Here is a 21,939-nt window from a genome sequence, read left to right on the forward strand (position 1 = left end):
ATAGCGAAAATAGGCACTTTTTTCAATGATGATTCTTCTTTGAGAGCAGAAAGAAAGACTAAAATCCGTCGATTCTAGTCTAATTCAATCATATTTATTTTCTCACTTTCACCCGCTCACTTCTGCGACTGAAGAACTGATTAAAGAGTAATAAAGCAAGGGCTAAAATACTGGATACAACCAGATAATTGAGCCACACCTTATCCCCTCTCATAATCGGAGGGCGGGCCATCAAGCCATAATTTCCTCCCGTCAATTGATTGACTCCAACCAGGAATAAATCTAAGGCAAAGGTATAGAGAACAATCTGACTATTTTTTAAGAGGTTTCGATCATACCATCTCAAGAGATAAATCAAGGAATTGATTAAAAGACAGTAATGTCCGAGGAGGAAAGAAAAGCTTGTAATATGAGGGAAAGTATAGGGATCAAAGACTGGATAGCCCAAAGCAAAGATGGCTCCACTCACTCCCATCAAGGCAAAGAACTGTTTGCTTTTCCATCTGTCTGGTAAAAACAAGACCGCAAACATGGCCAAGCGGCAATGATAAAATGGTAAACTGTTGGACCAAGGAATGTGGTAGGCAAAATACCAAAGATACAAGCAAATTAACTGGAAGCCTTGTAAGTATTGAAAGCATTTGCGAAATTGCTCATTCTGATAATAGCGAAGTGACATCATGATCGCTGTCACAACGAACAAGACCATCACACTATACCAAAGTGCTGAGATTGCTGGTGGTGCTGTTGATTCTGTAGTGAAAAAATGATGCATAAAGTCTCCTTATTTAAACAGATTCAGGTATTCTTCTTTTCTTACTGTACTGAACGATCGTATTGATGAGGATCAGTGTCCCCGTCATTAGGACTGTCACGATGAAATAGTTGAGCACAAGGCCATGGTCTCCTAGCACAGGTGGCCGACGCAGAAAGCCATAGTTTCCGCCCGTTACAAGGTTGGCTAGAACAATAATAGCATTGACTCCAAAAGTCATCTGACAGATCTTCCAAACAGCCCCTTCTTCCACCTGGTAGGATTGAACCAGATAGATCAAACAGTTGGCCAAGAGGGCCCAGTGACCAAAGACATTGTTGATCGAGGAAACGTGAGGAAAAGGGTAGGGATAAAAAACAGGATGAACCAAGGCCATAATGGAGCCAAAGACTCCCACAAGGGCAAAATATTGTTTGAAGCTGCCCTTGGGCGCCAAAAGAATGATCCACATGGCCATCCGGCTATGATAGAAAGGAAGACTCTCTGAAAGAGGCAAGCGAGCAGCTAGATACCAAGCGTTGATAATCAGCAACTGGATCAACTGTCCCCAATACCAAAAGGTTTGGTAGCTTTTGGAGTGAGCAAATCGAACGGACAGAACTCCCACCACTACCAAAGAAGTCGGCAATAAGAAATACCAGACCCCCAATTGAGGAGGGGATGTTGGTTGACTAGTGAAAAATAAGTTCCAAAGTGCCATGATTTCTTTCCCTCATCTACTCTTTTTTCTATTCCGAACGCGAAACAACAGTCTCTTCAGCCATCTTGTATTTGTAGCGCTGGTTGACCAAGCAAATACCAGCCACCATCACGATGCTGACCAAGAGGTAGTTTAAGAGAGAACCATGGTCTCCAATGATTGGTGGACGCTTTAAGAAGCCGTAATCTCCACTTGTCAAGAGATTGACCAAAAAGATGACTGCATTCATACCAAAGGTGATCTTAACAATTCGTAAGGTGTCCTGTTTTTCCGACTGGTAAAAATCCTGCAGGTAAATCAAACTATTGGCAAACAAAGCCCAGTGACTAAAAATCAGATTGAGTACAGTAATATGAGGGAATGGGAAGGGGTCAAAGGCCGGATAAACCAAAGCCGCAATGGATCCTAGAACACCCAACAAGGCAAAATATTGCTTGATATAGGTCCCTCTAGGCGCAAAGAGGATCGCAAGCATGGCCAAGCGGCAATGATAGAAAGGCAAATTATCCGTCAAAGGCATGTGGGCGAGAATATACCAAGCATTAATAGTCAAGACTTGGATCAACTGCGCCCAATACCAAAAGCGTTGGTAGCTTTTAGACTGTGCATATTTGATAGAAAAGTAGCCAACCACCAACAAGGAAGCTGGTAGGAAAACATACCAGAGTCCAAACTCAGGCGGGGCTGATTTTTGGTTCGTAAACAATAAATCCCAAAGTGTCATTTTCACATTCCTTTAGTTTATAATAGCCTATCCTTGGAGAGATGAATCCTCTCTTTTCACTAGGCTTTCTCCAACTCCTCTACTAATTTTGCCAAATTCATGGAATTGCTTCCCTTGATAAGGATTTGGTCTTGCTCTTTCAAGCTTTCCTTGACTTGTTTGACCATGTCCTCAAACTGATCTTCCTCAGCTGTTTTCTTGAAATAATAGACATGTCCGAGTGGGAACATCTGACTCGCTAACTGAGCCAATCCCGCAATGTCTTGGCCATAGAAAATAACCGTATCCAAAACATCCGGCGAGAGACTAAGAATCATTTGGTTGTGCAGATCAATAGATTGCTCCCCTAGTTCTTTCATATCTGCCAGGACGGCTAATTTTCGGCCATTTGGATTAGCAGGAATAGTCGAGAAAGTTTCTAAGATTAGGCGCATAGCCGTTGGGTTAGCATTGTAGACATCGGATAGGATATCCGCCCCATTACCTGCTTTCTTCCATTCTGTCCGGTTGCGTGTTAATTGCAAGGTTTCAAAACTATCACGAATCGCAGCCTCACTCACTCCTTCTTGCAGGGCAACATAAGCTGCGATCATAGCATTGGTCGCATTGTATTTTCCTGTTACCGGAAGATCAATCGCTTCTTCTAAGAAATTCGCTCGGAAGGTTAGGCTGTCCTTTCGTTCGATTAACTCGGTAATAAAAATCTCCTCATCTGGCCCAAAGCGAACCACTTTTTGTTTTTCAGGGAGGTAGGCATTCACGATCGGATCAGCTGGAACCACCAGAAGGCCACCTTCTGGCATGCCATCCGCAATCTGGAGTTTTCCTTTTGCGATCTCACTTCGATCTTTAAAGAATTCCAAATGGGCTTCTCCAATCAAGGTGACAATAGCAGCTTTTGGATGCGCCAGTTCTGACAAGAGATGGATATCTCCTAGATGGTCTTGCCCCATTTCAAGGACGAGTTTGTCTGTTCCTTCTGGCATATGCAAAACCGTATAAGGAAGACCAATTTCGTTATTATAGTTTCCCTGTGTTTTATAGGTTAGGTAAGTAGTGGACAAAAGCTGTGCCAACATATCTTTTGTGGTGGTTTTACCATTTGACCCCGTCACTGCAAAAACATCTACTTTTGTCTTTTGAAGATAGGCTGCAGCAAGTGTTTGAAAAGCGCTCAGCACATCTTCCACCAAAATATAAGGGTGGCCTTCTACCACTTTCTCTGAAAAAGTGGCTACGGCTCCGTTTTCAAAAGCAGTCTCAATAAAGTCATGACCATCACGCGCTCCCTTTAAAGGAACAAACAGGTCTCCAGGCCCAATCAAACGGCTGTCAAATTCAGGCTTGACGAGGGCCACATCTTCAAATTGGCTGATATCATTTTTTGCATGTACTAGATGAGCAACTTCATGTAATGTGAGATTCATATCCGACTCCTCAGTTCTCCGTAGCGTCCTTAAAGGTCCGGACGCTCCTATCAAATTCTTCTCATTATACCATATTCTAGACCACAAAAAAAGTGGCTGGGACAGAAGTCCTAGCCTCTCAATTATTTTTGGATTGTCGAGCAAGACGCAGTGGTTGAGTGGGCTCTACTACGCTGATTTCATCAGCTTTTACAGGCCTACTCAACTGTGCGGAGGTGGGACCACGAAATCGAATTCTAACGAATTACCGATTTCTGTCCCACTCTCTCTTTTCTTACAACAAATGCGCTTCGTGTTTTTGGAAGACTTCTTTTCCAAGCTCTACTAACTTGGTGATCAAATCTGTATAGTTAAGTCCCATATTGTCCCAAAGCAAGGGATACATAGACCATTGGGTAAATCCTGGCATGGTATTGAGTTCGTTTAAGAAGATCTCTCCTTTATCGGTATAGAAGAAATCACAACGCGCTAAACCTAGACCACCGATTGCACGAAAGGCTTTTTCTGCGTTGGTCCGCATGGTTTTCACAACCTCAGGGTCCAATTGAGCTGGAATCGCCATGGTAATTTTATTGTCGATGTATTTAGCATCATAATCATAGAAGGCCACATCTTTCACAACTTCACCTGGCAAGGTGCTCTTCACATCATAGTTTCCAAGAAGTCCAACTTCGATCTCACGCGCATTGACTCCTTGTTCTACCAAGACACGGCTATCGTACTTGAAGGCCAATTCGAGAGCAGCCCGAAGCTCTGTTTGGTTTTCAGATTTTGAAATTCCTACGCTAGAACCCATATTGGATGGTTTGGTAAAGACAGGATAAGAGAGAGTGGCTTCAATTGCAGCAATTTTCTCTTCCAAGTCATCGCCTTCCACTACAGCTACATAAGGAACTTGTGGAATCCCTGCAGACTCCAAGACCCGTTTGGTCGTGATCTTGTCCATCGCAACACTGGAAGCTAGGATGCCACAGCCAACATAAGGCATCTTCAAGACTTCTAAGAAGCCTTGAATGGAACCATCTTCTCCCATTGGTCCATGAAGAACTGGAAAGACCACTGCTCCTTCCTTGTAAATCGCAGATGGTGCCACTTTTTTAGACCAGTCCACTGTATCATTGGTCATCAATTTCTCATCATCCGCTGGTTTCTCATCAAAAGCTTGCGTCTGGATGAAGTCTCCTGACTGCGTAATAAAGTAGGTTTGAACCGAAAATGCTTGGTAATCAATCGCGCGCATCACGCTTTCTGCTGAAAGAACAGATACTTCACGTTCTGCACTACGTCCACCATACAACAGGATTAAGTCTTGTTTACTCATAGTTTCTCCCTAATTGTTCCCTTGATTTCTTACTTGATAGTATACCACAATGATAGCCCTTTCGAAAGAACTTCTCTTATAATTCTGTCCGATTTTCAATCGCGCGAAGCAAGGTCACTTCGTCCGCATACTCGATGTCAGCTCCAACTGCCAATCCCCGTGCCAAACGTGTCACTTTGATCCCTGCTGGTTTGAGCACGCGTGAGATATACATCGATGTCGCTTCCCCGTCTGCCGTCGCATTGGTCGCAACAATGACCTCTGTGACTGTTCCATCCATCAAGCGACTAATCAAACTCTTGAGATTGATATCATCGGGTCCCACACCATTCATAGGCGAGATCAAGCCATGCAAGACATGATAGCGACCGTGGTATTCCTGGATATTCTCCATAGCAGATACATCCCGGCTATCTTCTACAACCAGAATGAGGGATGGATCTCGCGTTTCATCTCGACAAATCTCGCAGGTTTCTTCATCGGTTAAATTTCCACAAATACTGCAATACCCCAGCTCACGCTTGGCATTCAGTAAGTTCTTGGCAAATTCATTGACATCATCATCCGACATACCAATCGTGTAAAAAGCCAGACGAGTCGCTGTTTTGATCCCAATTCCTGGCAACTTCGAATAGCTGTCAATTAATTTTGCAATAGGTGCTGGATAAAGCATAATTTCCTTTCTAATTCATGGGGTGTTTCTGATTGTATAAATTAATAATGTCACGCGCAATGGAATGACTGACCGTCGCTTGTAGATTGGTATTATGTGGAAAAACCACTGCTACCGCAATCTTTGGATTGTTTGATGGTGCATAAGCCACCACATTGGTATTAATGGCTTGTTTGCCTCCATCGACTGTGGTTTCAGCTGTACCGGTCTTTGCACTAATGGGCACACTAGCACCTCGACCCACGGTCTTTCCTGTCGTTAACCCACTCGTACCATTTGCAACTTGGTAGAACCCTTGCTTGATCAAAGCCATGTCCTCCGCTGAGATATGCACCTGATTGAGCTCTTTAGTTTCGATCGTTTTTTTCAACTGACCAAGGCCCCCTTGATCATTATTGTCATAGATGCCTTCAACAACATGAGGACTCACCCTCTTCCCATCATTCGCAACTGTCGCCACATACTGGGCCAATTGCATAGGTGTATAGTTGTCAAACTGGCCAAAGGCATTAGTCAAATAATTGCCGACTGTATATTCTTTCGGGATAAAACCAGTCGATTCATTGGGAAGGTCAATCCCCGTTGTCGTTCCAAGACCATACTCTGCAAAAGTAGAACGGAGTTTTTTCATAGCAGGGTCTACTTGATCCACTTGTAAGGTCATGTTTGGAGTGTAGGGTTGCCCCATCATCTTAAGGGCAATTTGGACCATATAGGTATTAGAGGAGTATTCCAAAGCCTCCACCGCATTGATGGAACGACTACCGTATTGGGTAAACCAAGAATTGATAGGAGCTGATCCTGCAAAAACAATCGGCTGATCGGTCAGCACCTGATTCCCAGAAATGGCTCCATTTTCCCATCCCGAAGTCAAGGTCGCTCCTTTGACCACGGATCCTGGGACGAAGACGTTGGTCACTGTTCCCAAAGCATCTGCTGATAGATCTTGACTCCCTGCTTGGTGTTTAATCCCTGCCATAGCAAGAACTTTCCCTGTATCAGGCTCCAGTGCTACAGCATAGACACCTTCGGAGTAGGTCGCATTTCCAGCTTGTAACTCTGCGCTAAAGGCAGAGCGGAGAATATCCTCCACCCCTTTTTGGAAATCCAAATCAATCGAGAGCTTGAGGTTTTCTCCCTTAGCCCCTTTCGAAACGTCGACCACTTTTTCTATGTTGCCATTTTTATCCAGAAGAATTTCTTTTTCACTGCGTTTCCCTTGGAGAACCTCTTCATATTCCTTTTCGAGATAAGACGTTCCAACCCGGTCATTAAGAGCGTAACCTTTTTTGACATACTGGTCGACCTCTTCTGCTGGAAGCCCCGCCTGCTCGGTTGAGACATTCCCAATAATAGAGGCTAGAGGAGTATCCAAAACCTTGCGGTCCCAGCTAGTCGTGATGGCAATTCCCGGAAAATCTTGACTGTCAGCAGTGATGGTCGCAATCTGCTCAGCACCTAACGCTTTCGTCGTAATGATTCCCGTCGCAAAATTCTCCACAGCATTCATCTGGCTGTAAAGATAGATGATCTTTTTCTCATCATCAGTGTAACCGAGTTTCGAAGGATCAATGCTGTCCACTGCCGCTTGATAGATTTTAGCTTCCGGCAGACGATTTCCATCTGTATCATATTTCTTTTTCTCAGGCAGATGTTCCACGACCTCTTGATAGACTTTGGTATTGGCTAGATAATAGTCTACTTCTTGCCGTTCGGTCACTTGAGGATCCTCTACATCAACGTACTGTAAGAGTTTCCCTGCAGTCTCTCGCATTTCTTGGGCTGTCATTTTACGATCCCGCGTAAATGTCAGAACCTGTTTCCCCACATTTTCCACCAAGGGCTTGCCAGAAGCATCATAGATTTGTCCTCGCACACTCCCTTGTTTGACCGTCTTTTTCGTAGCTTTTGCCAATTTATCCGTATAATAGGATTGGTGAGTGATCTGCATATAGCCAAGCCGAGCAATCAGAACTAAAAAAAGAAGGCAAATCAAACTAAACAGCAGATATAGCCTGCGTGTTATCGAATGATTCTCAAACTTCCGTATTTTTTTCTTCATGAAATTTTCTATCCTTCTTTTCTAATAAACACTTTCCTTTCATTTTACTATTTTTTCAAGAGTATCTCAAGAAAATGAAGAGGCCTTTCCTGGAATTTTACAAAGAAAAAAGATTGGACAGGCTCGCCCAATCTCTTCTACTAATAGGTCACCACGTTGATCTTTCCTTTGTCGTACTCGGCAATGAAAATATCCAAAACGTTGTCATAGCCTTCTTTTTCCAATTCAGCCAGCAGCCACTCTTCACTTTTTCCAATTGTTTCCAAAATTTCAAGCTGAACTACGCCATCCGTAATAATCGGGTATTTAGGATTCTCATCTCCCAAACGTACAATAATCAATTGACCATTTTGTTCAATAACAGCGCGCTTCACATCTTTTAATTGAAAAATCCCTTGTCCACGTAGTTTCAAGGCAACATCTGAAGCAGAAAGTCCTTTGGAACGACAAGCTTCCGGATCGAGTTTCCCATTTTTAATGATGACAGTAGGTTTTCCATCAATCAAATGCTTCATAAAACGAACATTGGTATTGAGCCATTTTAAGAGCAAGATCAAAATGGTCCACATCAAGAGAATCACAATGTATTGAAGAATGGTAATGGAGCTATTGTAAATAACCCCACCAATAATTCCCCCCAGAACAAAGTTCTGTATCTGGTCTACTGCAGAACTTGGTGCTAGATTGCCTTTCCCTGTCACATTGATCACAAATACCAAGGAAATCAAGCCGAGAGCTAATTTAATCAAAATGGCTAAAAAATCTACTGTCATTTGTTCACCTCCACAAGTTCCACGTCTGTTTTATACAGATCCATCTTTTCTAATAGGTAGCTATCTGGGTCAGATCCTGCGATAGCTCGGTAATAAACTGCTCCAACTTTCAGGATCGCCCCATCTGTGGCTGCCGAAGTATTGACATAGACCTTTTCTTTTTTGACATTCAACTCCTTTGAGATGACTTCAATAAAATGCAGAGACCGTTGGAACTGGTCGTTATTACTTTGACTATTTTGAAAATTACTGATGCTGATCAAGACCACTGCAACCAGAGTCAAAATCGAGATAATGGATAATTCACGGAATTTGCTATCGTGCTTATCCCGATAGGCTTTCACCGCGAAAAAACCAGTCAGTAGAATGAGCAAGCCAGAGATCCCAATGGTCACCCAATTTTGCTGACTAATCTGACTCAATACATAGTCATAAGAGTAAAATTTCATAATGAACTCCCTTTCTCCAAATGAATTCAAGCTATTATAATGGATTTCAGGAGAGAATTCAAGGCATTCTAATCAGAAAAAAATATATTTTTTGTTATAATAAAATTATCTATCATGTCAAGAAAAGGAAACACAATGAAACTCATTTCATGGAATATCGACTCGCTTAATGCTGCATTAACCAGTGATTCGGCACGCGCCAAACTCTCTCAAGAAGTCCTCCAAACCTTGGTTGCTGAGGATGCGGATATCATTGCCATTCAAGAAACCAAGTTATCCGCCAAAGGACCTACAAAGAAACACCTCGAAATCCTTGAGGAACTCTTCCCACAATATGAAAACACCTGGCGCTCTTCTCAAGAACCGGCTCGTAAAGGCTATGCTGGAACCATGTTCCTCTATAAAAAAGAGCTCACACCAGTTGTGACTTTCCCAGAAATCGGAGCTCCTTCGACCATGGACTTGGAAGGTCGGATCATTACACTAGAATTTGATCACTTTTTCGTGACTCAGGTCTACACACCAAACGCTGGTGATGGTCTCAAACGTTTGGAAGAACGTCAAGTCTGGGATGTCAAATATGCGAAATACTTGGCTGAACTAGACAAGCAAAAGCCTGTCCTTGCAACCGGTGACTACAACGTTGCTCACAAGGAAATCGACCTTGCTAACCCTGCCAGCAACCGTCGTTCACCAGGTTTCACAGACGAAGAACGCGAAGGATTTACAAATCTTTTGGCCAAAGGATTTACAGATACCTTCCGCCACCTCCACGGCGATGTGCCGGAGCGTTACACTTGGTGGGCGCAACGCAGCAAGACTTCAAAAATCAACAATACAGGCTGGAGAATCGACTATTGGCTCACAAGTAACCGTGTGACAGACAAAATTACCAAGTCAGATATGATCGACTCAGGCGCTCGTCAAGATCATACACCAATTGTATTAGAAATTGATTTGTAAGGATGTTCTTTATGAATTTCAATGCAGTGATTCCTGAGTTTATTGTATCGAATATAGAGCAGTCCCGTTCCTTCTACTGTGATTTACTGGGTTTTACCATCGAATACGGGCGACCAGAAGAGAACTTCCTTTTTCTTTCTCTCGAAGATTGCCAGCTAATGATAGAGGAGGGAACAAAGGAGGAGCTAGCTGAACTGACTTATCCATTTGGTCGTGGAGTCAATATCTCCTTTGGCATAAAAGATGTCCCTAGACTCTATCAAAAATTGCTAGAATCTAACTATCCTATTCATCGTCCATTGACCAAAAGAGAATTTCGTGTTGGTGAACAGTATATCTATCCTCATGAATTTTCAGTTTTAGATCCAGATGGCTATTTTTTAAGATTTAGTGAATAGAATAATCATCACCCGTCTATGAGCTATAACCAAAAATCTATTATTTGGGGTGCAGTTCAATAGCGGGTGATTTATTTATCTTTCATCTTAAAAAATGAGACAGACTGACTTTCGAGACATAAAAAAAAAACGGAGCCTTCACATGACGGCTCCGACTTTTTTATCTTCATTGATAGACCAATGATTGATTTTTTTATTTTTTCTTCTCAATGTGATCTTTGAGATCTTCTTGAGCTTTTTTATTGGATTCTGCTTTTTTCTTCAACCATTCTTCTTTGGCCTTGTTAAAGTCTTTGGTTGTGACAACATCTTTGGACATTTCAAGGTATTTGTAGAATGTTCCTGTTCCTTTTGTACCAACCCATGAAGCAGCACGACTGTATGGTACGGTCCGTTGAAGCATTGGAGAACCACCATTTGAAACAGTTGGAAGCGTAATCGCACTATCCGTCAACCAAGCTTGTGCTGCTGCATATTTTTCGTAGCGTTTTGCTTGATCCAACAATTCAGCATCCGCATCTTTTAACATGTTGGCGTATTGGTCCAAACCAACTGCTGCAATGGCTGGGTTGTTTGTTCCCGCATCTATACCAAAATAGTATGAAACTGAACCATTGACTGGGCTGATACTTTCGAGATAAGTGGATGGATCTTGGTAGTCAGGGGCCCAACCACCGCCTGAGATATCGTAATCTCTCGCAGCTGCTGTATCACTGAAATAGGTGATATTTTGGAAATCATCATCCGAAACCTTTTGAAGGTCCACAACGACATTGTCTGCACCAAGCGCTGACTCTACAGATTGTTTGAAGGAGCTAGCTTGTTGGACCATGCTGTTGTCCACTTGGCTGACAATATAGTCCAAATGAATTGGGAATTGAACTCCTTGTTTTTGCAATTCAGCTTTAGCTTTCGCAAATGAAGCCTTGGCTTTTTCTGGGCTGTAAAGGCTTGTTTGACCATCGTCCAGATTCACACCCTTCCATTGGTCTCCATAGGTAACCAATTGTTTTTCAACGACTTTACCAAAATCTTCTCCATTGATTTGGACATAGGTTGGTGGCACCAAGGTACTACGAAGGGTATTTTCAGCCGCATCAGCCCCGGATACTTGTGCTGCATAAGATTTACGGTCAAATGCAAAGTTTACCGCTTGACGGAAATCCTTGTTCAGGATTGCTTTCTTGGTAGAAGCTTTTTGTTCATCCGTTGTTTTGGCAGTGTGGTCATACTTTTGACGGTCCAAGTTGAATCCAAGATAGTAGGATGTTCCTAATTGTAAACCGTAGACAATGTTGTCGCCAAAGTTTTTCTTAACGCTCTTGTAAGTCGAGCTGTTTGGCATAACAGATGCAAAGGAATATTGACCTTTTTCAAAGTTTTTAATGATAGAATCTGGGTTTGATCCATCGTTAAAGGTCAATTTGACATTATCGATATGAACATTTTTCGCATCGTAATAGTCTTTGTTCTTGACCAATTCAATCTCAGATTTTGAAGTCAATGATTTCAAGTAATATGGACCATTGTATAAGATGCTGCTAGGTTTCAAAGAACCAAAATCTTTTCCTTGAGATTTCAAGAAATCCGCATTGACTGGGAAAAGAACACCTGAGGTTGTTTTTGAGTTCCAGAAGCTTTCTGGACGGACCAAAGTATATTGGATGGTGTGGTCGTCTAAGGCTTTGACTCCAACTGTGTTAAAGTCTTTGGTTTCCCCTTTTACATAGGCATCCAAACCTTTGATCGAATTTTGAATCAAGAAGAGACCTTCTGATTTAGACTCAACCGCGTGTTTGATCCCTGTAACAAAGTCTTGAGCCGTTACAGCACCATATTCTTCTCCTTCACTCGTATACCATTTGGCATCCTTACGAAGTTTGTAAGTATAGGTTAATCCATCTTCAGAGACAGTCCAATCTTCTGCTAGACTTGGCACAAAGTTTCCGTATTGGTCGTTTTCAAGAAGACCATCTACAAGGTTACTTGTGACATCTGAAGTTGTTGTACGAGTTGCAGCGATGTAATCCAAGGTATTTGGATCCGCTGAATAGACGAATGAGTAGGTTGCTTGATTGCTACTACCACCACCACACGCTGCTAAGAGAAAGGCACCTGCAACAGAAACTCCTGCAAGAGCTAACAGTTTTTTTGCTTTCATCACTATCTCCTTATGTTAGATTTTCTACCATTATACACTATTTCTTTTAAAAAACCAAATTTATTTTAAAAAAGTTCGTTATTTCTGAATGAATATAATAAGATGTCAAGAAAAAGCATCTTGAAATCAATCTCAAAAAAGCTGGATAGGCGAATCTAGGCACCTACCACCACAGATTTGCAAAACTGAATCTTTCAATCCTTTTAATAAATATACGTTCAGCCTAAAAAAGAACCTCTGCTCGAACGAGCAGAGGAACTGATTCCTAATCAAAATGATAGAGTTGTGGGTACTGGTCACATTCAGGATTTTTAGGATGGCAGATAGCCCGTCCAAAATAAATCATGGCTTGATGGGCAGCTAGCCATTCGCTCTTTGGCAGAACATCCATGACCCGCTTTTCAACTTCCAATGGCGTCGCTGATTTCTTGACAATATCATGGTGCTTGCAGATCCGCTCCACATGGGTATCGACAGCAAAGGCTGGAATACCAAATCCTACACTCATAACGACATTTGCTGTCTTGCGACCTACTCCTGTCAGGCTTTCTAACTCTTCGCGAGTCTGAGGCACTTGACCATCAAAGTTATCTAGCAATTGCTGGGCACATTTTTTGAGAAATTTGGCCTTATTTCGATAGAGGCCTAATTTAGAAATATGCTTGGCGATAGCGGCTTCACTGGCTGCTGCCATAGCTTGTGGGGTTGGAAAAGCCGCAAACAAACCTGGTGTCGCTTTGTTAACAGCCGCGTCTGTCGTCTGAGCTGAGAGCATGACTGCTACTAGTAATTCAAAATGGTTGCGAAAATCCAAACTTGGCTTAGCATCTGGAAAGAGAGCAATAATTTCTTCAATCACATGGCGTGCCCGTTTCTTTGATAAAACCATAATTTCTCCTTTACATTACTAGACTTTATTATAGCATGAAAGCACCCTATTTCTAAAAAAATCAGCTTCAAAAAAAGAAGAGGGACTGGAAATGAAATTGAATCGAACTTCATTATTCGTCCCACTTCTATCATAAGATATTCCTTGGCTCTATTGTTTATTTTACACCAATCTCTTTAAGAAGGTAATCAAGGTTTGAGCAGAGCGTTCGCCAGCCTCCACGATAAATTCATCAAAAGAGATATTGGCTGCGTGATCTGCCGTATCACTCATAGCTCGAATGACCATGAAAGGACGTCCAGCTGCGTGTGCGGCTTGGGCAACGGCTGCCCCTTCCATCTCAACTGCCAAGACTTCTGGGAAATGCTCCCGAATCGCTGCGACTTTTTCTTCACTTGCGATAAAGCTATCTCCTGTTGTAATCAAGCCAACATGCGTGGTTGCAGCTTCTTCTTCCAGAACTTTTTTCATTTCTGATACAAAATAGCGACTGGATTCAAAGTAAAGTGGTTGACCTGCCATTTGACCATACTTATAGCCAAAGGCTGTCACATCCACATCATGATAGGCCAATTTATTCGCAAGAACGATATCTCCAACAGCCATTCCCGGTGCGACTGCTCCTGCAGATCCTGTATTGATAATGGCTTCCACTTTGAAATCATTGGCCAAGACGGCTACACTCATGGCAGACATGACTTTTCCGATGCCACTTTCAACCAAAACGACTTCATGGCGACCAATCGATCCTGTATAGTAGACTTTTCCAAGACGCAGATGCTTTTCCCCATTTTCAAGGGCTTCAACCAGAATCTTTAACTCCTGGGGCATGGCTGCGATAATTCCAATTTTCATATCCATTCTCTCCTTGTGACGACCTTACAGACGCCAAATAGCAATGATCAAGGCAATGAGGAGCACAATGATCCAGAACAAAATCTTATTGAGTTTGGATTGGACCACACTTTGTTTACGCTCTTCAATGCGACGACTCTTGGTCACAGTGGGCTCCACTTGGATCTGCAAGGTATCCTGTGAATAGCTCTCCTGCGGGCGCTCCCTACGGCTTTCTCTCATAGGTCGTTCGTAGCCAAATCCCCTGTGGTCTGTCCGAATAATCTTCGTCTCTTCAGCATCGACCATTTTAGGATCCGAAATGTCCTCACCTCGCCTCGCTCGTTCAATCATTTCATCGGTTAATAAAGGTTTTCCCATCGGATCCTCCTCTATTTATTGATTAAGTCCCAATATTGGATAGCCATGATGGTCTTGGCATCACAGATTTCACCAGACAGGATCAAATCTTTCGCTTCCTTCAAGGTCACTTCTAATAACTCTAAGGTCTCATCCGCATCTTGTGGACGTGGATTTTCCACCTTTTTCAAGTTGGTCGCACCATAAAGTTTGATTCGCTCATTACAAAATCCAATGGCAGAATAAAAATCATACAATAACTCTAGATCCGCTGTATAGCCAATTTCTTCTTCCAACTCACGCAGAGCAGCCGATTTAGGATCTGCATTTTCTCCCTTTTCTAACTTCCCTGCTGGAATCTCCACCGAGGTCCTTTCAATCGCCTTGCGGTACTGCTTGACCAAGATCGTTTTCCCATCTTCTGTGATCGGCAAAACCGCTACTGCTCCGTTATGGAAGATTAAATCACGCTGCGCTTGGCCTTTTCCAGCGGGTAGTTCTACTTGATCAGTGACCACTTGGAAAATTGGCCCCTGATAAATCTCCTTGCGCTCAATGGTTTTTTCTTCAAATTGCATGAGAATCTCCTATTTATTTTTAGGATGGTGTGGCAAGCGAAGGGCATACTCTTCTTTATTCACTTGACGGCCACGACCAATCGCAATCGCATCAGCTGGTACATCCTTGGTAATGGTTGATCCAGCACCGACTAAGGAATTGTCGCCTAATTCAACTGGCGCAATAATCGTCGAATTGGAGCCGACAAAGACATTGTTTCCAATCGTCGTTTTAAACTTATGTTGGCCATCGTAATTCACTGTGATAGTTCCTGCACCAAAGTTAACGTTGCTACCGACTTCACAGTTGCCGATGTAGGTCAAATGACCTGCTTTGGTATTTTCGCCAATAGATGAACCTTTGACTTCGACAAAGTTCCCAATATGGACATCTTTGGCGAGGCTAGAACCTGGACGAATATGAGCGTATGGTCCTACCGTTACGCCATCTGCTACCGTGCTTTCTTCAATCATGGAGTTGGTAATAACGGCACCTGCACCAATTTCACTATCCACAATATAGGTTCCATTGGTTAAGACGGTTTCAGCCCCAATCTTTGTGTGCCCTTTTAGGGTAACATTGGCTTCGATTTGCACTTCTGGTGCGATCTCAACATCGACATCGATATAGGCCGCATCCGGGTTGACAAAGCTCACCCCATTAACCATGTGGGCTTGGTTAATACGACGACGCATGATGCCTTCTGCTGTCGCAAGGGCCACGCGGTCATTGACCCCAAGACTTTCATCAAAGTCTTTAAGCGTATAGGCCCCGACTTTTTCACCTGCTTCTCGGAAAATACCGATCACGTCCGTGATATAGTATTCGCCTTGGGCATTGTTAGTGTTGATATTTTTCAACGCTTCAAAGAGGCGCGCATTGTCAAAGACATAAGTCCCTGTATTGATTTCCTTGATTTGCTTTTCAAAATCTGTCGCATCCTTTTGCTCGACAATTCGAAGCACTTCCGCATTGTCATTACGAACAATCCGACCATAGCCAAATGGATTGGCTGCTTCGGCTGTCAAAATGGTTGCCACATTCTTGTGGTTGATATGAAAGTCGATCAAGTGTTTGAGGCTTTCACCCGTAATCAAAGGTGTATCTCCTGCGATGACAAGAGTATGGCCTTCAAGACCTTCCAAGACTGGCTCTGCCATCATTACCGCATGACCAGTTCCCAATTGTTCGGTTTGTTTAACAAATTCTGTTTGTCCAGCTAGGACTTGCTCCACCAATTCCGCCTTGTGGCCCACAACCGTTACCGTCTTCTCAGGTGAGATGGCTCCAACACTACGGAAGACATGCTCCAACATTGAGATCCCTGCAACCTTGTGAAGAACCTTAGGCAAATCTGACTTCATACGGGTACCTTTCCCCGCTGCTAAAATAATGGCATAATTTGGCATAACATTTCTCTTTTCTGTACAATATCGCTTATATTATACCATTTTTTAGCCCTTTTGGAAAATAAGACCCAAACCAAAAAACTCTCCTATAAGGAAAGCTCGAATGTAGACAAACTATTTTTTAGTAAGATAAGTAACGTTACTCTACAAATCAGTAATAATAGTTTTAATTTTAAAAATTAATCAAAAATATACTAAAACTTTCCGCTGTGAGAAAAGTGCTTGAAATACAATCATTTCAAGCACTCGGGAGTTTTGAGAGTAAAACAGTTTGGGAAACTGTTTTAGCCTGAGCCCAGAAATTAAGGAGCGAAGAGGCTCAAAACTAATTGAACACGGGCTGCGGATTGTGTCAAAAAGATAAGTTCTCCTAGAATCTAAAGATTCTAGGAGAACTTCCTATTTTGACTGTATCCGCAGATGCTCTTTGTATCTTAATAAGTCATGGAACTTCGAGGAAGTTCGCTGACGTCCGTACTCACCTAAGGAAAGTTTTCAAATTGATTTTGTCTTCAATAATGACTCTCCTAAAAGGAGAGCGTATCTATAATGGATAAACCTTACGAAATTCTTCTAAAACCACCTTGCTGTCAGGGGTAAAAGTCAGTCCGGCCTCGCTCATCCACTCGGTGAAAACCTCCTCATGAACCTGACGCCAATAGGCTAGAGATTTGTCTCCTTCACCTTCCTTATAGGCATGGTCGGCTGAAACCTGATGAAAAGGCTGAACGGAAACCTTTGTAATTTCAATAATGCAGACAGCTTGATCCTTACTGTCTAAAACAACATCAAAAGTTCCTTCTTGTGGAAGGGGTTCGTCCTCTACTGCATAGAGATCGTAGGCTGAGGCTGTTGCTGTTTTTTCGCCTTTAAAGACCAGTTCCGCTAAAAGGTCTGGTTCCACTCCAAAAGCCCAGGCATCTATCTCATCTCCGATAGAGGGGTTGATTTGCTTGTAGGTATTCCACATTTCTTGAGGTGTCATTTCTTCTCCTTCTTTTCTTTTACCTTCCAATTTCTATAGCTTGTCAGTTCTAATTCTGGAAATCCTCGTAACTCTGCCTTCACCTTTAATACTAAGGGTGAGACATTTTCTTCGGTAATTTCTTCCCAATTCAACCAAATGGCATTGGCTGAATCATTGCTTCCATCAAGAACCTCCTGAGGAAGGGATTGTTGAGAGCTCTCGAAATCGAGTACGATATCATAAAAGGCCATGATATGATGTACAGCAAAATCTTTCCCATCTTCTTGAACCAGCACGTCATAAATCCTAGGATTTGAATAATGACTTAGCGTATAACCTGTCTCTTCCAAAACTTCTCTCTTGAGGGTTTCAGTCAACCCTTCACCTGCTTCCTGACTACCACCCGGTAGATCAAAACGATGTTGATAAGGGCCTCTTGTTTTTTCAATGCAGAGCAGTTTCCCGTCTTGAAGACAGACTCCGTATACACCAAAGTGATTTTTAATTTCCATATTCTACTCTTTCTAAAAGTTAAAGATTGCTAGCTCACTTTATCCCTTAAAAGGAAAGAGGCTATAGATTTCATGCTCCTTGATATACTTCTTCAGTATCTCCGTATTCTCTTCGATTTTTGCCTGGATATCTGTCTTTTCACAAGTTAACTCAGTAATAAAGAGGTAAATTTTCAATAAATCTGTCAAGTATAGCAGACGGCGTTCCATTTCTGATTCAAGACTTAAAGAGTGCTCGATTTTTGCAAGCTTTTGATCCAAGCTATCACCATTCAAAAATCTCTGATGAACTCTCCTTCTTATTTTTTGAGTTGATTCTTCCCCCTGTTCTAATGGAGATAAAAGGATTTTTTTATAGTCGAATACTTTATTTTCTGCCTCTCTTTCCAGATAGGCCAATAAAACCAGAGAGCTATCAACAAAAGTCCAAGTGTTATAATTCCCTTCAAATGGAACTTGTATGATACTATCTAATAATTCCTTAGCTATTTCCTCTTGACCATTCAGATAAAGTAAATAGGCCAGATGATTTAGCGATTCGAGATAGCTAGCTTGGGTTTTCTTATTCTTTTTTAAAATTTTATCTAAATAGAGATGTAGGTCTGGATGTTTTTCCAGTTGTTCAACTATTTCCGATAGCTTCATCTGAAATCCTTTCTATTCTTTTTTAAAATTTAAAGAGATTTTAGTCAACTAATCCAACTCTGCTCGGCTAAACAAGTCTTTCATAGTGTTGGTATCATCACAAACTCTTTCAATCCAAGTGCAAATCTAGCTAAGGCGTCTACCTTGGAAGAATAAGCACAAAACATACTTCCTTCTGGATCAAAGTCGATAGCTTTACTTAATTCAGGCATTTTTTCTCCAAATCCAGAGATGCCAAATCGTAGCTATTTCCTTCAAATCCCTCCTCTTCTCGAGTGTCAAACAATTCTAGTCTGTATTCTACATCACGGTAATAAATGAGCGACCCTCGAACATTTTGAGGATTCTCATCATAAACATGCAAGTTAAAAGGGGCAATTATTCATTTATGTTTTCGCATCCCTTCTCCTTTTTAATCTCACTCTTCAACAAAGGAGTTCAAAAAAACCTCAAAAGATGGCCATTGACCATACACCTCAGCTGTTTCTTCTAAAATATAGAAGTAAACCATACCATAATCTTCTTCCCTTAGAGAAAGAGCATAGTTGCCAGAACCAGGATCATAGGCGAAATGGAGAAGGTCTGTAGCCCTAAATCCTGCAGGCACAGCCTCATCGTCATACCATGTAAGAGACTTCCTCATCTCCTCAAGTGAATCAAAGGAATTAAAAGGAAAGAGATGATGTTCATCGTGGACACCCATTACTTGGGGCTGGCCACCGTTGTGCTTGAGATAAAAATCCATCATAGATTTTGGTAATTTCTTTCCAAGAATCTCCTCAAATTGTAAAAAATCTTCGCTTGAAATAGCTGGATCTGTGTCTGTTAATACTAGCATCTCGTCTCCTTTTGAGTCTCTCTTCCCAAAGGCTTTTTTTATTTGACCTCCATATTACAGGTCCCTTTTAGGCTATCATACCATAAGATTCCTTTTCCATAAAGCTAAAATAGAAAATGAGCCCAGTGGTTTTACTAGACTCATTTTATCCTTATTATTTTACTTTTTCAACCCATATTGACCGCTCAATCAACCGTCTTAGACAGAAGTCTTGCCCTTCTTCTTGAACCAGCACGTCATAACCCCTAGGATTTGAGTAACGGCTAAGGGTATAGCCCGTCTCTTCCAGAACTTCTCTCTTGAGGGTTTCTGTCAACCCCTCACCGAGTTCCTGACTACCACCCGGTAGATCAAAACGATGTTGATAGGGGCCTCTAGTTTTTTCAATGCAGAACAGTTTCCCCTCTTGAAGACAGACTCCGTAGACGCCAAAATGATTTTTGATTTCCATCAAATCCTCCTACTTTCATTCAAAGCTCAGTCGATAGTGAAACCAGTATAGCTATTCTTTTTGCAACACCATCTCTTATTGACCCTAATCATTTCTTCTCTATTGATTTAATACCTTTTCAATATCAATTTTAGTAATTTTTCTAGATACCAATAATCCTGCAAAAACTGAAGTGAGTATCCCTATTAATACCGGGAACAACAATCTGGTAAGTTCAATATCTAGTGGTAATCCACTCAAAAAGATGATCAAATAAGAAATAGCAATTCCTATCACCAATCCCGCGCTTGTACCTCTTACTCCCATCATAAAGCTTTCAAATAAATATATTCTTTTTATCTGTCGATCAGATGCACCGATGATTTTAAAAGTTGCGATCTGTTTATGATTCTCCTGAATGGTAATGGCTAGAATATTGATGATATTAATAATCGCTACAATAGAGATAAGAACTATGATTAAGAGGATAAAAAGGTCGATGTAGGAAAACCATCTGGATAGCATATTGATAACATCCTGTTGTGTTGCTACAACAACATCTAATCCTGTTCCTGATAAAGATTGTTTTAAATTTTCATTTTTTAAAACATTCTTTTCTATCTTGTTTGCCACTTCATTTAAATCGGTTCCATTTTTTACAGTAGCATTCAGATAGTAATACTTATTTGATGAAACGCTACTACTATTTACATTGATTGCCATCATTTGATTTATTTCTGTTGGCAAGGTAGAAAATAACTGCGCTTCTTGCTTGTCTATAATGCCAGAAATTACAAACTTTTCATAATGATTATCAATCTTAATAGTCACCGTATCTCCGACATTCATTGATGTAGCCTTGTGTACGGAATCTCCGATTAATATTTCATTGTCCTTCTCTGGAAATTTCCCTTCAGCAATTCTAATATTCAGGTTTTTTAAATACTTTTCTTCTAGACAATGGATAGTATTGGAAACCGATGTTTTGCCATTTTGGAATTTGATATCATCCGTAAATAATAGTTTTACACCAGTAATATTTTTTACTTCATCTATTTTTTTTACTCGATCAATATCTTCATTAGAAAATAAAGGCAAAGCTTTATAATTCAGAGAATTTTCTTTATTACCAAAGGCAACAGTAACAACATTTTTATTTGCTACAGTCATTTCTTTAATCATTTTATTATAGAAAGAATTAGAAATGAGCATCACTAAAACAATTAGCAAAACAGAGATCGCTATTGACAGTCGAACTAATCTATATCTTCGTTTGTTAACTTCTAAATCTCTTTTAGCAATGAATAATATGGAATGATTCATTTTATCATCTCCTTACGTACTCAATTTTGCCATCAACAACTGTGCAAATAGACTGCATACTATTCGCCACCTTATCACTATGAGTTACTGTTATAATCGTGATACCTAACTCCTCATTGATCCGCTTCAACAATTCTATTATATTTTGTTCGTTAGCAGCGTCTAAATTACCAGTAGGTTCATCTGCTATCAATATTTCTGGATTATTAATAAGAGCTCTTGCCAAAGCAACTCTTTGTTTTTCACCTCCACTAATCTTATCAATACTCTTGCTTAACATTTCCTTTGAAAGACCTAAAGTGTTACAAATTTCGTTAATGTTATTCTCTCCATTTTCAAAAAAATATCTTGGAAGTAGAATATTCTCTTCCACCGTGAAACCTGAAATCAAATTAAAGTTTTGGAAGACACAGCCAATATTCCTACGCCTTACCTTACTCAAATTTTTCATATCTAAAATGGAACTACCACAGACTAAGATATCCCCCTCATTTAAACTGGTAATCCCTAATATTAATTTAACAAGAGTAGTTTTTCCTAATCCAGAACGGCCAACTATTGCAGTCGTGCTACCTTTTTTAAATTCAAAATTACAATTTTTGAAAATATATCTGACATCCGATCCATCACTAAAACATTTAGTAACATTCACTAATTTAATCATGATTTCACCTTCATTCCATAATGACTTAGCAAATCAATTGTACTATACGTTTCTTCTAAAACAATCTCTTAAGGTTTCAGGTAG

At 41.1% G+C, this 21,939-nt stretch carries 24 protein-coding genes and 1 pseudogene; 2 read left to right on the plus strand and 23 right to left on the minus strand.

The window, feature by feature from the left end; genetic code table 11:
- Positions 1 to 94: 94 nt before the first annotated feature.
- The 9 genes from O3605_RS02130 to O3605_RS02170 all read right to left on the minus strand — a co-directional run bounded on the left by O3605_RS02130 (position 95) and on the right by O3605_RS02170 (position 8,904).
- Positions 95 to 775, minus strand: coding sequence for a YwaF family protein (locus O3605_RS02130; protein ID WP_003006294.1), 681 nt, complete (start codon positions 773 to 775; stop codon positions 95 to 97).
- 13 nt (positions 776 to 788) lie between these two features.
- Entirely contained in the window at positions 789 to 1,475 is a 687-nt protein-coding gene (locus O3605_RS02135) for a YwaF family protein (RefSeq protein ID WP_070666307.1), read from the minus strand.
- A 28-nt stretch (positions 1,476 to 1,503) separates the two neighbouring features.
- Positions 1,504 to 2,199: a YwaF family protein gene (locus tag O3605_RS02140; protein ID WP_070666310.1), complete on the minus strand. Its 696-nt coding sequence runs from the start codon at positions 2,197 to 2,199 to the stop codon at positions 1,504 to 1,506.
- A gap of 59 nt (positions 2,200 to 2,258) precedes the next feature.
- The gene (locus O3605_RS02145) at positions 2,259 to 3,626 is read right to left on the minus strand and encodes a UDP-N-acetylmuramoyl-tripeptide--D-alanyl-D-alanine ligase (protein WP_371585162.1); all 1,368 of its coding nucleotides are present in this window, start codon (positions 3,624 to 3,626) and stop codon (positions 2,259 to 2,261) included.
- A 274-nt stretch (positions 3,627 to 3,900) separates the two neighbouring features.
- Positions 3,901 to 4,947 (minus strand): D-alanine--D-alanine ligase, encoded by a 1,047-nt coding sequence (locus tag O3605_RS02150; RefSeq protein ID WP_371585163.1) that lies wholly within the window; start codon positions 4,945 to 4,947, stop codon positions 3,901 to 3,903.
- Between the two features lie 76 nt (positions 4,948 to 5,023).
- Positions 5,024 to 5,620 carry a recombination mediator RecR gene (recR, locus tag O3605_RS02155; protein ID WP_003002450.1) on the minus strand — a complete coding sequence of 199 codons (597 nt, stop codon included), beginning with the start codon at positions 5,618 to 5,620 and terminating at the stop codon, positions 5,024 to 5,026.
- Between the two features lie 10 nt (positions 5,621 to 5,630).
- Positions 5,631 to 7,682 carry a penicillin-binding protein PBP2B gene (gene pbp2b / locus O3605_RS02160; RefSeq protein WP_371585164.1) on the minus strand — a complete coding sequence of 684 codons (2,052 nt, stop codon included), beginning with the start codon at positions 7,680 to 7,682 and terminating at the stop codon, positions 5,631 to 5,633.
- A gap of 140 nt (positions 7,683 to 7,822) precedes the next feature.
- Positions 7,823 to 8,455, minus strand: coding sequence for a DUF421 domain-containing protein (locus tag O3605_RS02165; protein ID WP_003014418.1), 633 nt, complete (start codon positions 8,453 to 8,455; stop codon positions 7,823 to 7,825).
- Entirely contained in the window at positions 8,452 to 8,904 is a 453-nt protein-coding gene (locus O3605_RS02170) for a DUF3290 family protein (protein ID WP_041826261.1), read from the minus strand. Before O3605_RS02170 ends, O3605_RS02165 begins: the two co-directional genes overlap by 4 nt.
- A 135-nt stretch (positions 8,905 to 9,039) precedes the next feature.
- On the opposite strand from O3605_RS02170, the gene O3605_RS02175 reads away from it, so the two are divergent.
- Positions 9,040 to 9,867 (plus strand): exodeoxyribonuclease III, encoded by an 828-nt coding sequence (locus O3605_RS02175; protein ID WP_371585165.1) that lies wholly within the window; start codon positions 9,040 to 9,042, stop codon positions 9,865 to 9,867.
- Between the two features lie 11 nt (positions 9,868 to 9,878).
- Positions 9,879 to 10,265, plus strand: a complete 387-nt coding sequence (locus tag O3605_RS02180; protein ID WP_041826259.1) for a bleomycin resistance protein — start codon at positions 9,879 to 9,881, stop codon at positions 10,263 to 10,265.
- A 193-nt stretch (positions 10,266 to 10,458) separates the two neighbouring features.
- Here the strand turns inward: O3605_RS02180 and O3605_RS02185 are convergent, their stop codons facing one another.
- The 14 genes and pseudogenes from O3605_RS02185 to O3605_RS02250 all read right to left on the minus strand — a co-directional run bounded on the left by O3605_RS02185 (position 10,459) and on the right by O3605_RS02250 (position 21,855).
- On the minus strand, positions 10,459 to 12,426 hold the full coding sequence (locus O3605_RS02185) for a peptide ABC transporter substrate-binding protein (RefSeq protein WP_013903283.1): 1,968 nt from the start codon (positions 12,424 to 12,426) through the stop codon (positions 10,459 to 10,461).
- Positions 12,427 to 12,691: 265 nt separating this feature from the next.
- Positions 12,692 to 13,315, minus strand: a complete 624-nt coding sequence (gene nth, locus O3605_RS02190) for an endonuclease III (protein ID WP_014713051.1) — start codon at positions 13,313 to 13,315, stop codon at positions 12,692 to 12,694.
- A gap of 162 nt (positions 13,316 to 13,477) precedes the next feature.
- On the minus strand, positions 13,478 to 14,170 hold the full coding sequence (locus tag O3605_RS02195; RefSeq protein ID WP_037616522.1) for a 5'-methylthioadenosine/adenosylhomocysteine nucleosidase: 693 nt from the start codon (positions 14,168 to 14,170) through the stop codon (positions 13,478 to 13,480).
- 24 nt (positions 14,171 to 14,194) lie between these two features.
- Complete coding sequence (gene macP, locus O3605_RS02200) at positions 14,195 to 14,530, minus strand: cell wall synthase accessory phosphoprotein MacP (protein WP_003014399.1); 336 nt, start codon at positions 14,528 to 14,530, stop codon at positions 14,195 to 14,197.
- Between the two features lie 11 nt (positions 14,531 to 14,541).
- Positions 14,542 to 15,087 carry an NUDIX hydrolase gene (locus tag O3605_RS02205; protein ID WP_003014414.1) on the minus strand — a complete coding sequence of 182 codons (546 nt, stop codon included), beginning with the start codon at positions 15,085 to 15,087 and terminating at the stop codon, positions 14,542 to 14,544.
- Positions 15,088 to 15,096: 9 nt separating this feature from the next.
- Positions 15,097 to 16,476, minus strand: coding sequence for a bifunctional UDP-N-acetylglucosamine diphosphorylase/glucosamine-1-phosphate N-acetyltransferase GlmU (glmU, locus tag O3605_RS02210; protein WP_195915418.1), 1,380 nt, complete (start codon positions 16,474 to 16,476; stop codon positions 15,097 to 15,099).
- A gap of 544 nt (positions 16,477 to 17,020) precedes the next feature.
- Positions 17,021 to 17,461: an ASCH domain-containing protein gene (locus O3605_RS02215; protein WP_195915417.1), complete on the minus strand. Its 441-nt coding sequence runs from the start codon at positions 17,459 to 17,461 to the stop codon at positions 17,021 to 17,023.
- Positions 17,458 to 17,955: an NUDIX hydrolase gene (locus O3605_RS02220; RefSeq protein ID WP_195915416.1), complete on the minus strand. Its 498-nt coding sequence runs from the start codon at positions 17,953 to 17,955 to the stop codon at positions 17,458 to 17,460. Before O3605_RS02220 ends, O3605_RS02215 begins: the two co-directional genes overlap by 4 nt.
- Before the next feature lie 39 nt (positions 17,956 to 17,994).
- Entirely contained in the window at positions 17,995 to 18,600 is a 606-nt protein-coding gene (locus O3605_RS02225; protein ID WP_301355239.1) for a DUF6707 family protein, read from the minus strand.
- Between the two features lie 80 nt (positions 18,601 to 18,680).
- The gene (locus O3605_RS02230) at positions 18,681 to 18,812 is read right to left on the minus strand and encodes an Imm51 family immunity protein (protein ID WP_003016726.1); all 132 of its coding nucleotides are present in this window, start codon (positions 18,810 to 18,812) and stop codon (positions 18,681 to 18,683) included.
- Between the two features lie 206 nt (positions 18,813 to 19,018).
- On the minus strand, positions 19,019 to 19,438 hold the full coding sequence (locus tag O3605_RS02235) for an SMI1/KNR4 family protein (protein ID WP_195915414.1): 420 nt from the start codon (positions 19,436 to 19,438) through the stop codon (positions 19,019 to 19,021).
- 187 nt (positions 19,439 to 19,625) lie between these two features.
- A pseudogene (locus tag O3605_RS02240) lies at positions 19,626 to 19,889 on the minus strand (NUDIX domain-containing protein); the annotation flags it as partial.
- Between the two features lie 99 nt (positions 19,890 to 19,988).
- Positions 19,989 to 21,191 carry an ABC transporter permease gene (locus O3605_RS02245; protein WP_156671543.1) on the minus strand — a complete coding sequence of 401 codons (1,203 nt, stop codon included), beginning with the start codon at positions 21,189 to 21,191 and terminating at the stop codon, positions 19,989 to 19,991.
- Between the two features lie 4 nt (positions 21,192 to 21,195).
- Positions 21,196 to 21,855 (minus strand): ABC transporter ATP-binding protein, encoded by a 660-nt coding sequence (locus tag O3605_RS02250; protein ID WP_301355235.1) that lies wholly within the window; start codon positions 21,853 to 21,855, stop codon positions 21,196 to 21,198.
- Positions 21,856 to 21,939 lie beyond the last annotated feature (84 nt).

The sequence above is a fragment of the Streptococcus sp. 27098_8_99 genome, from assembly GCF_041431935.1.
In the GTDB taxonomy this organism is placed as follows: Bacteria; Bacillota; Bacilli; order Lactobacillales; family Streptococcaceae; genus Streptococcus; species Streptococcus parasanguinis_D.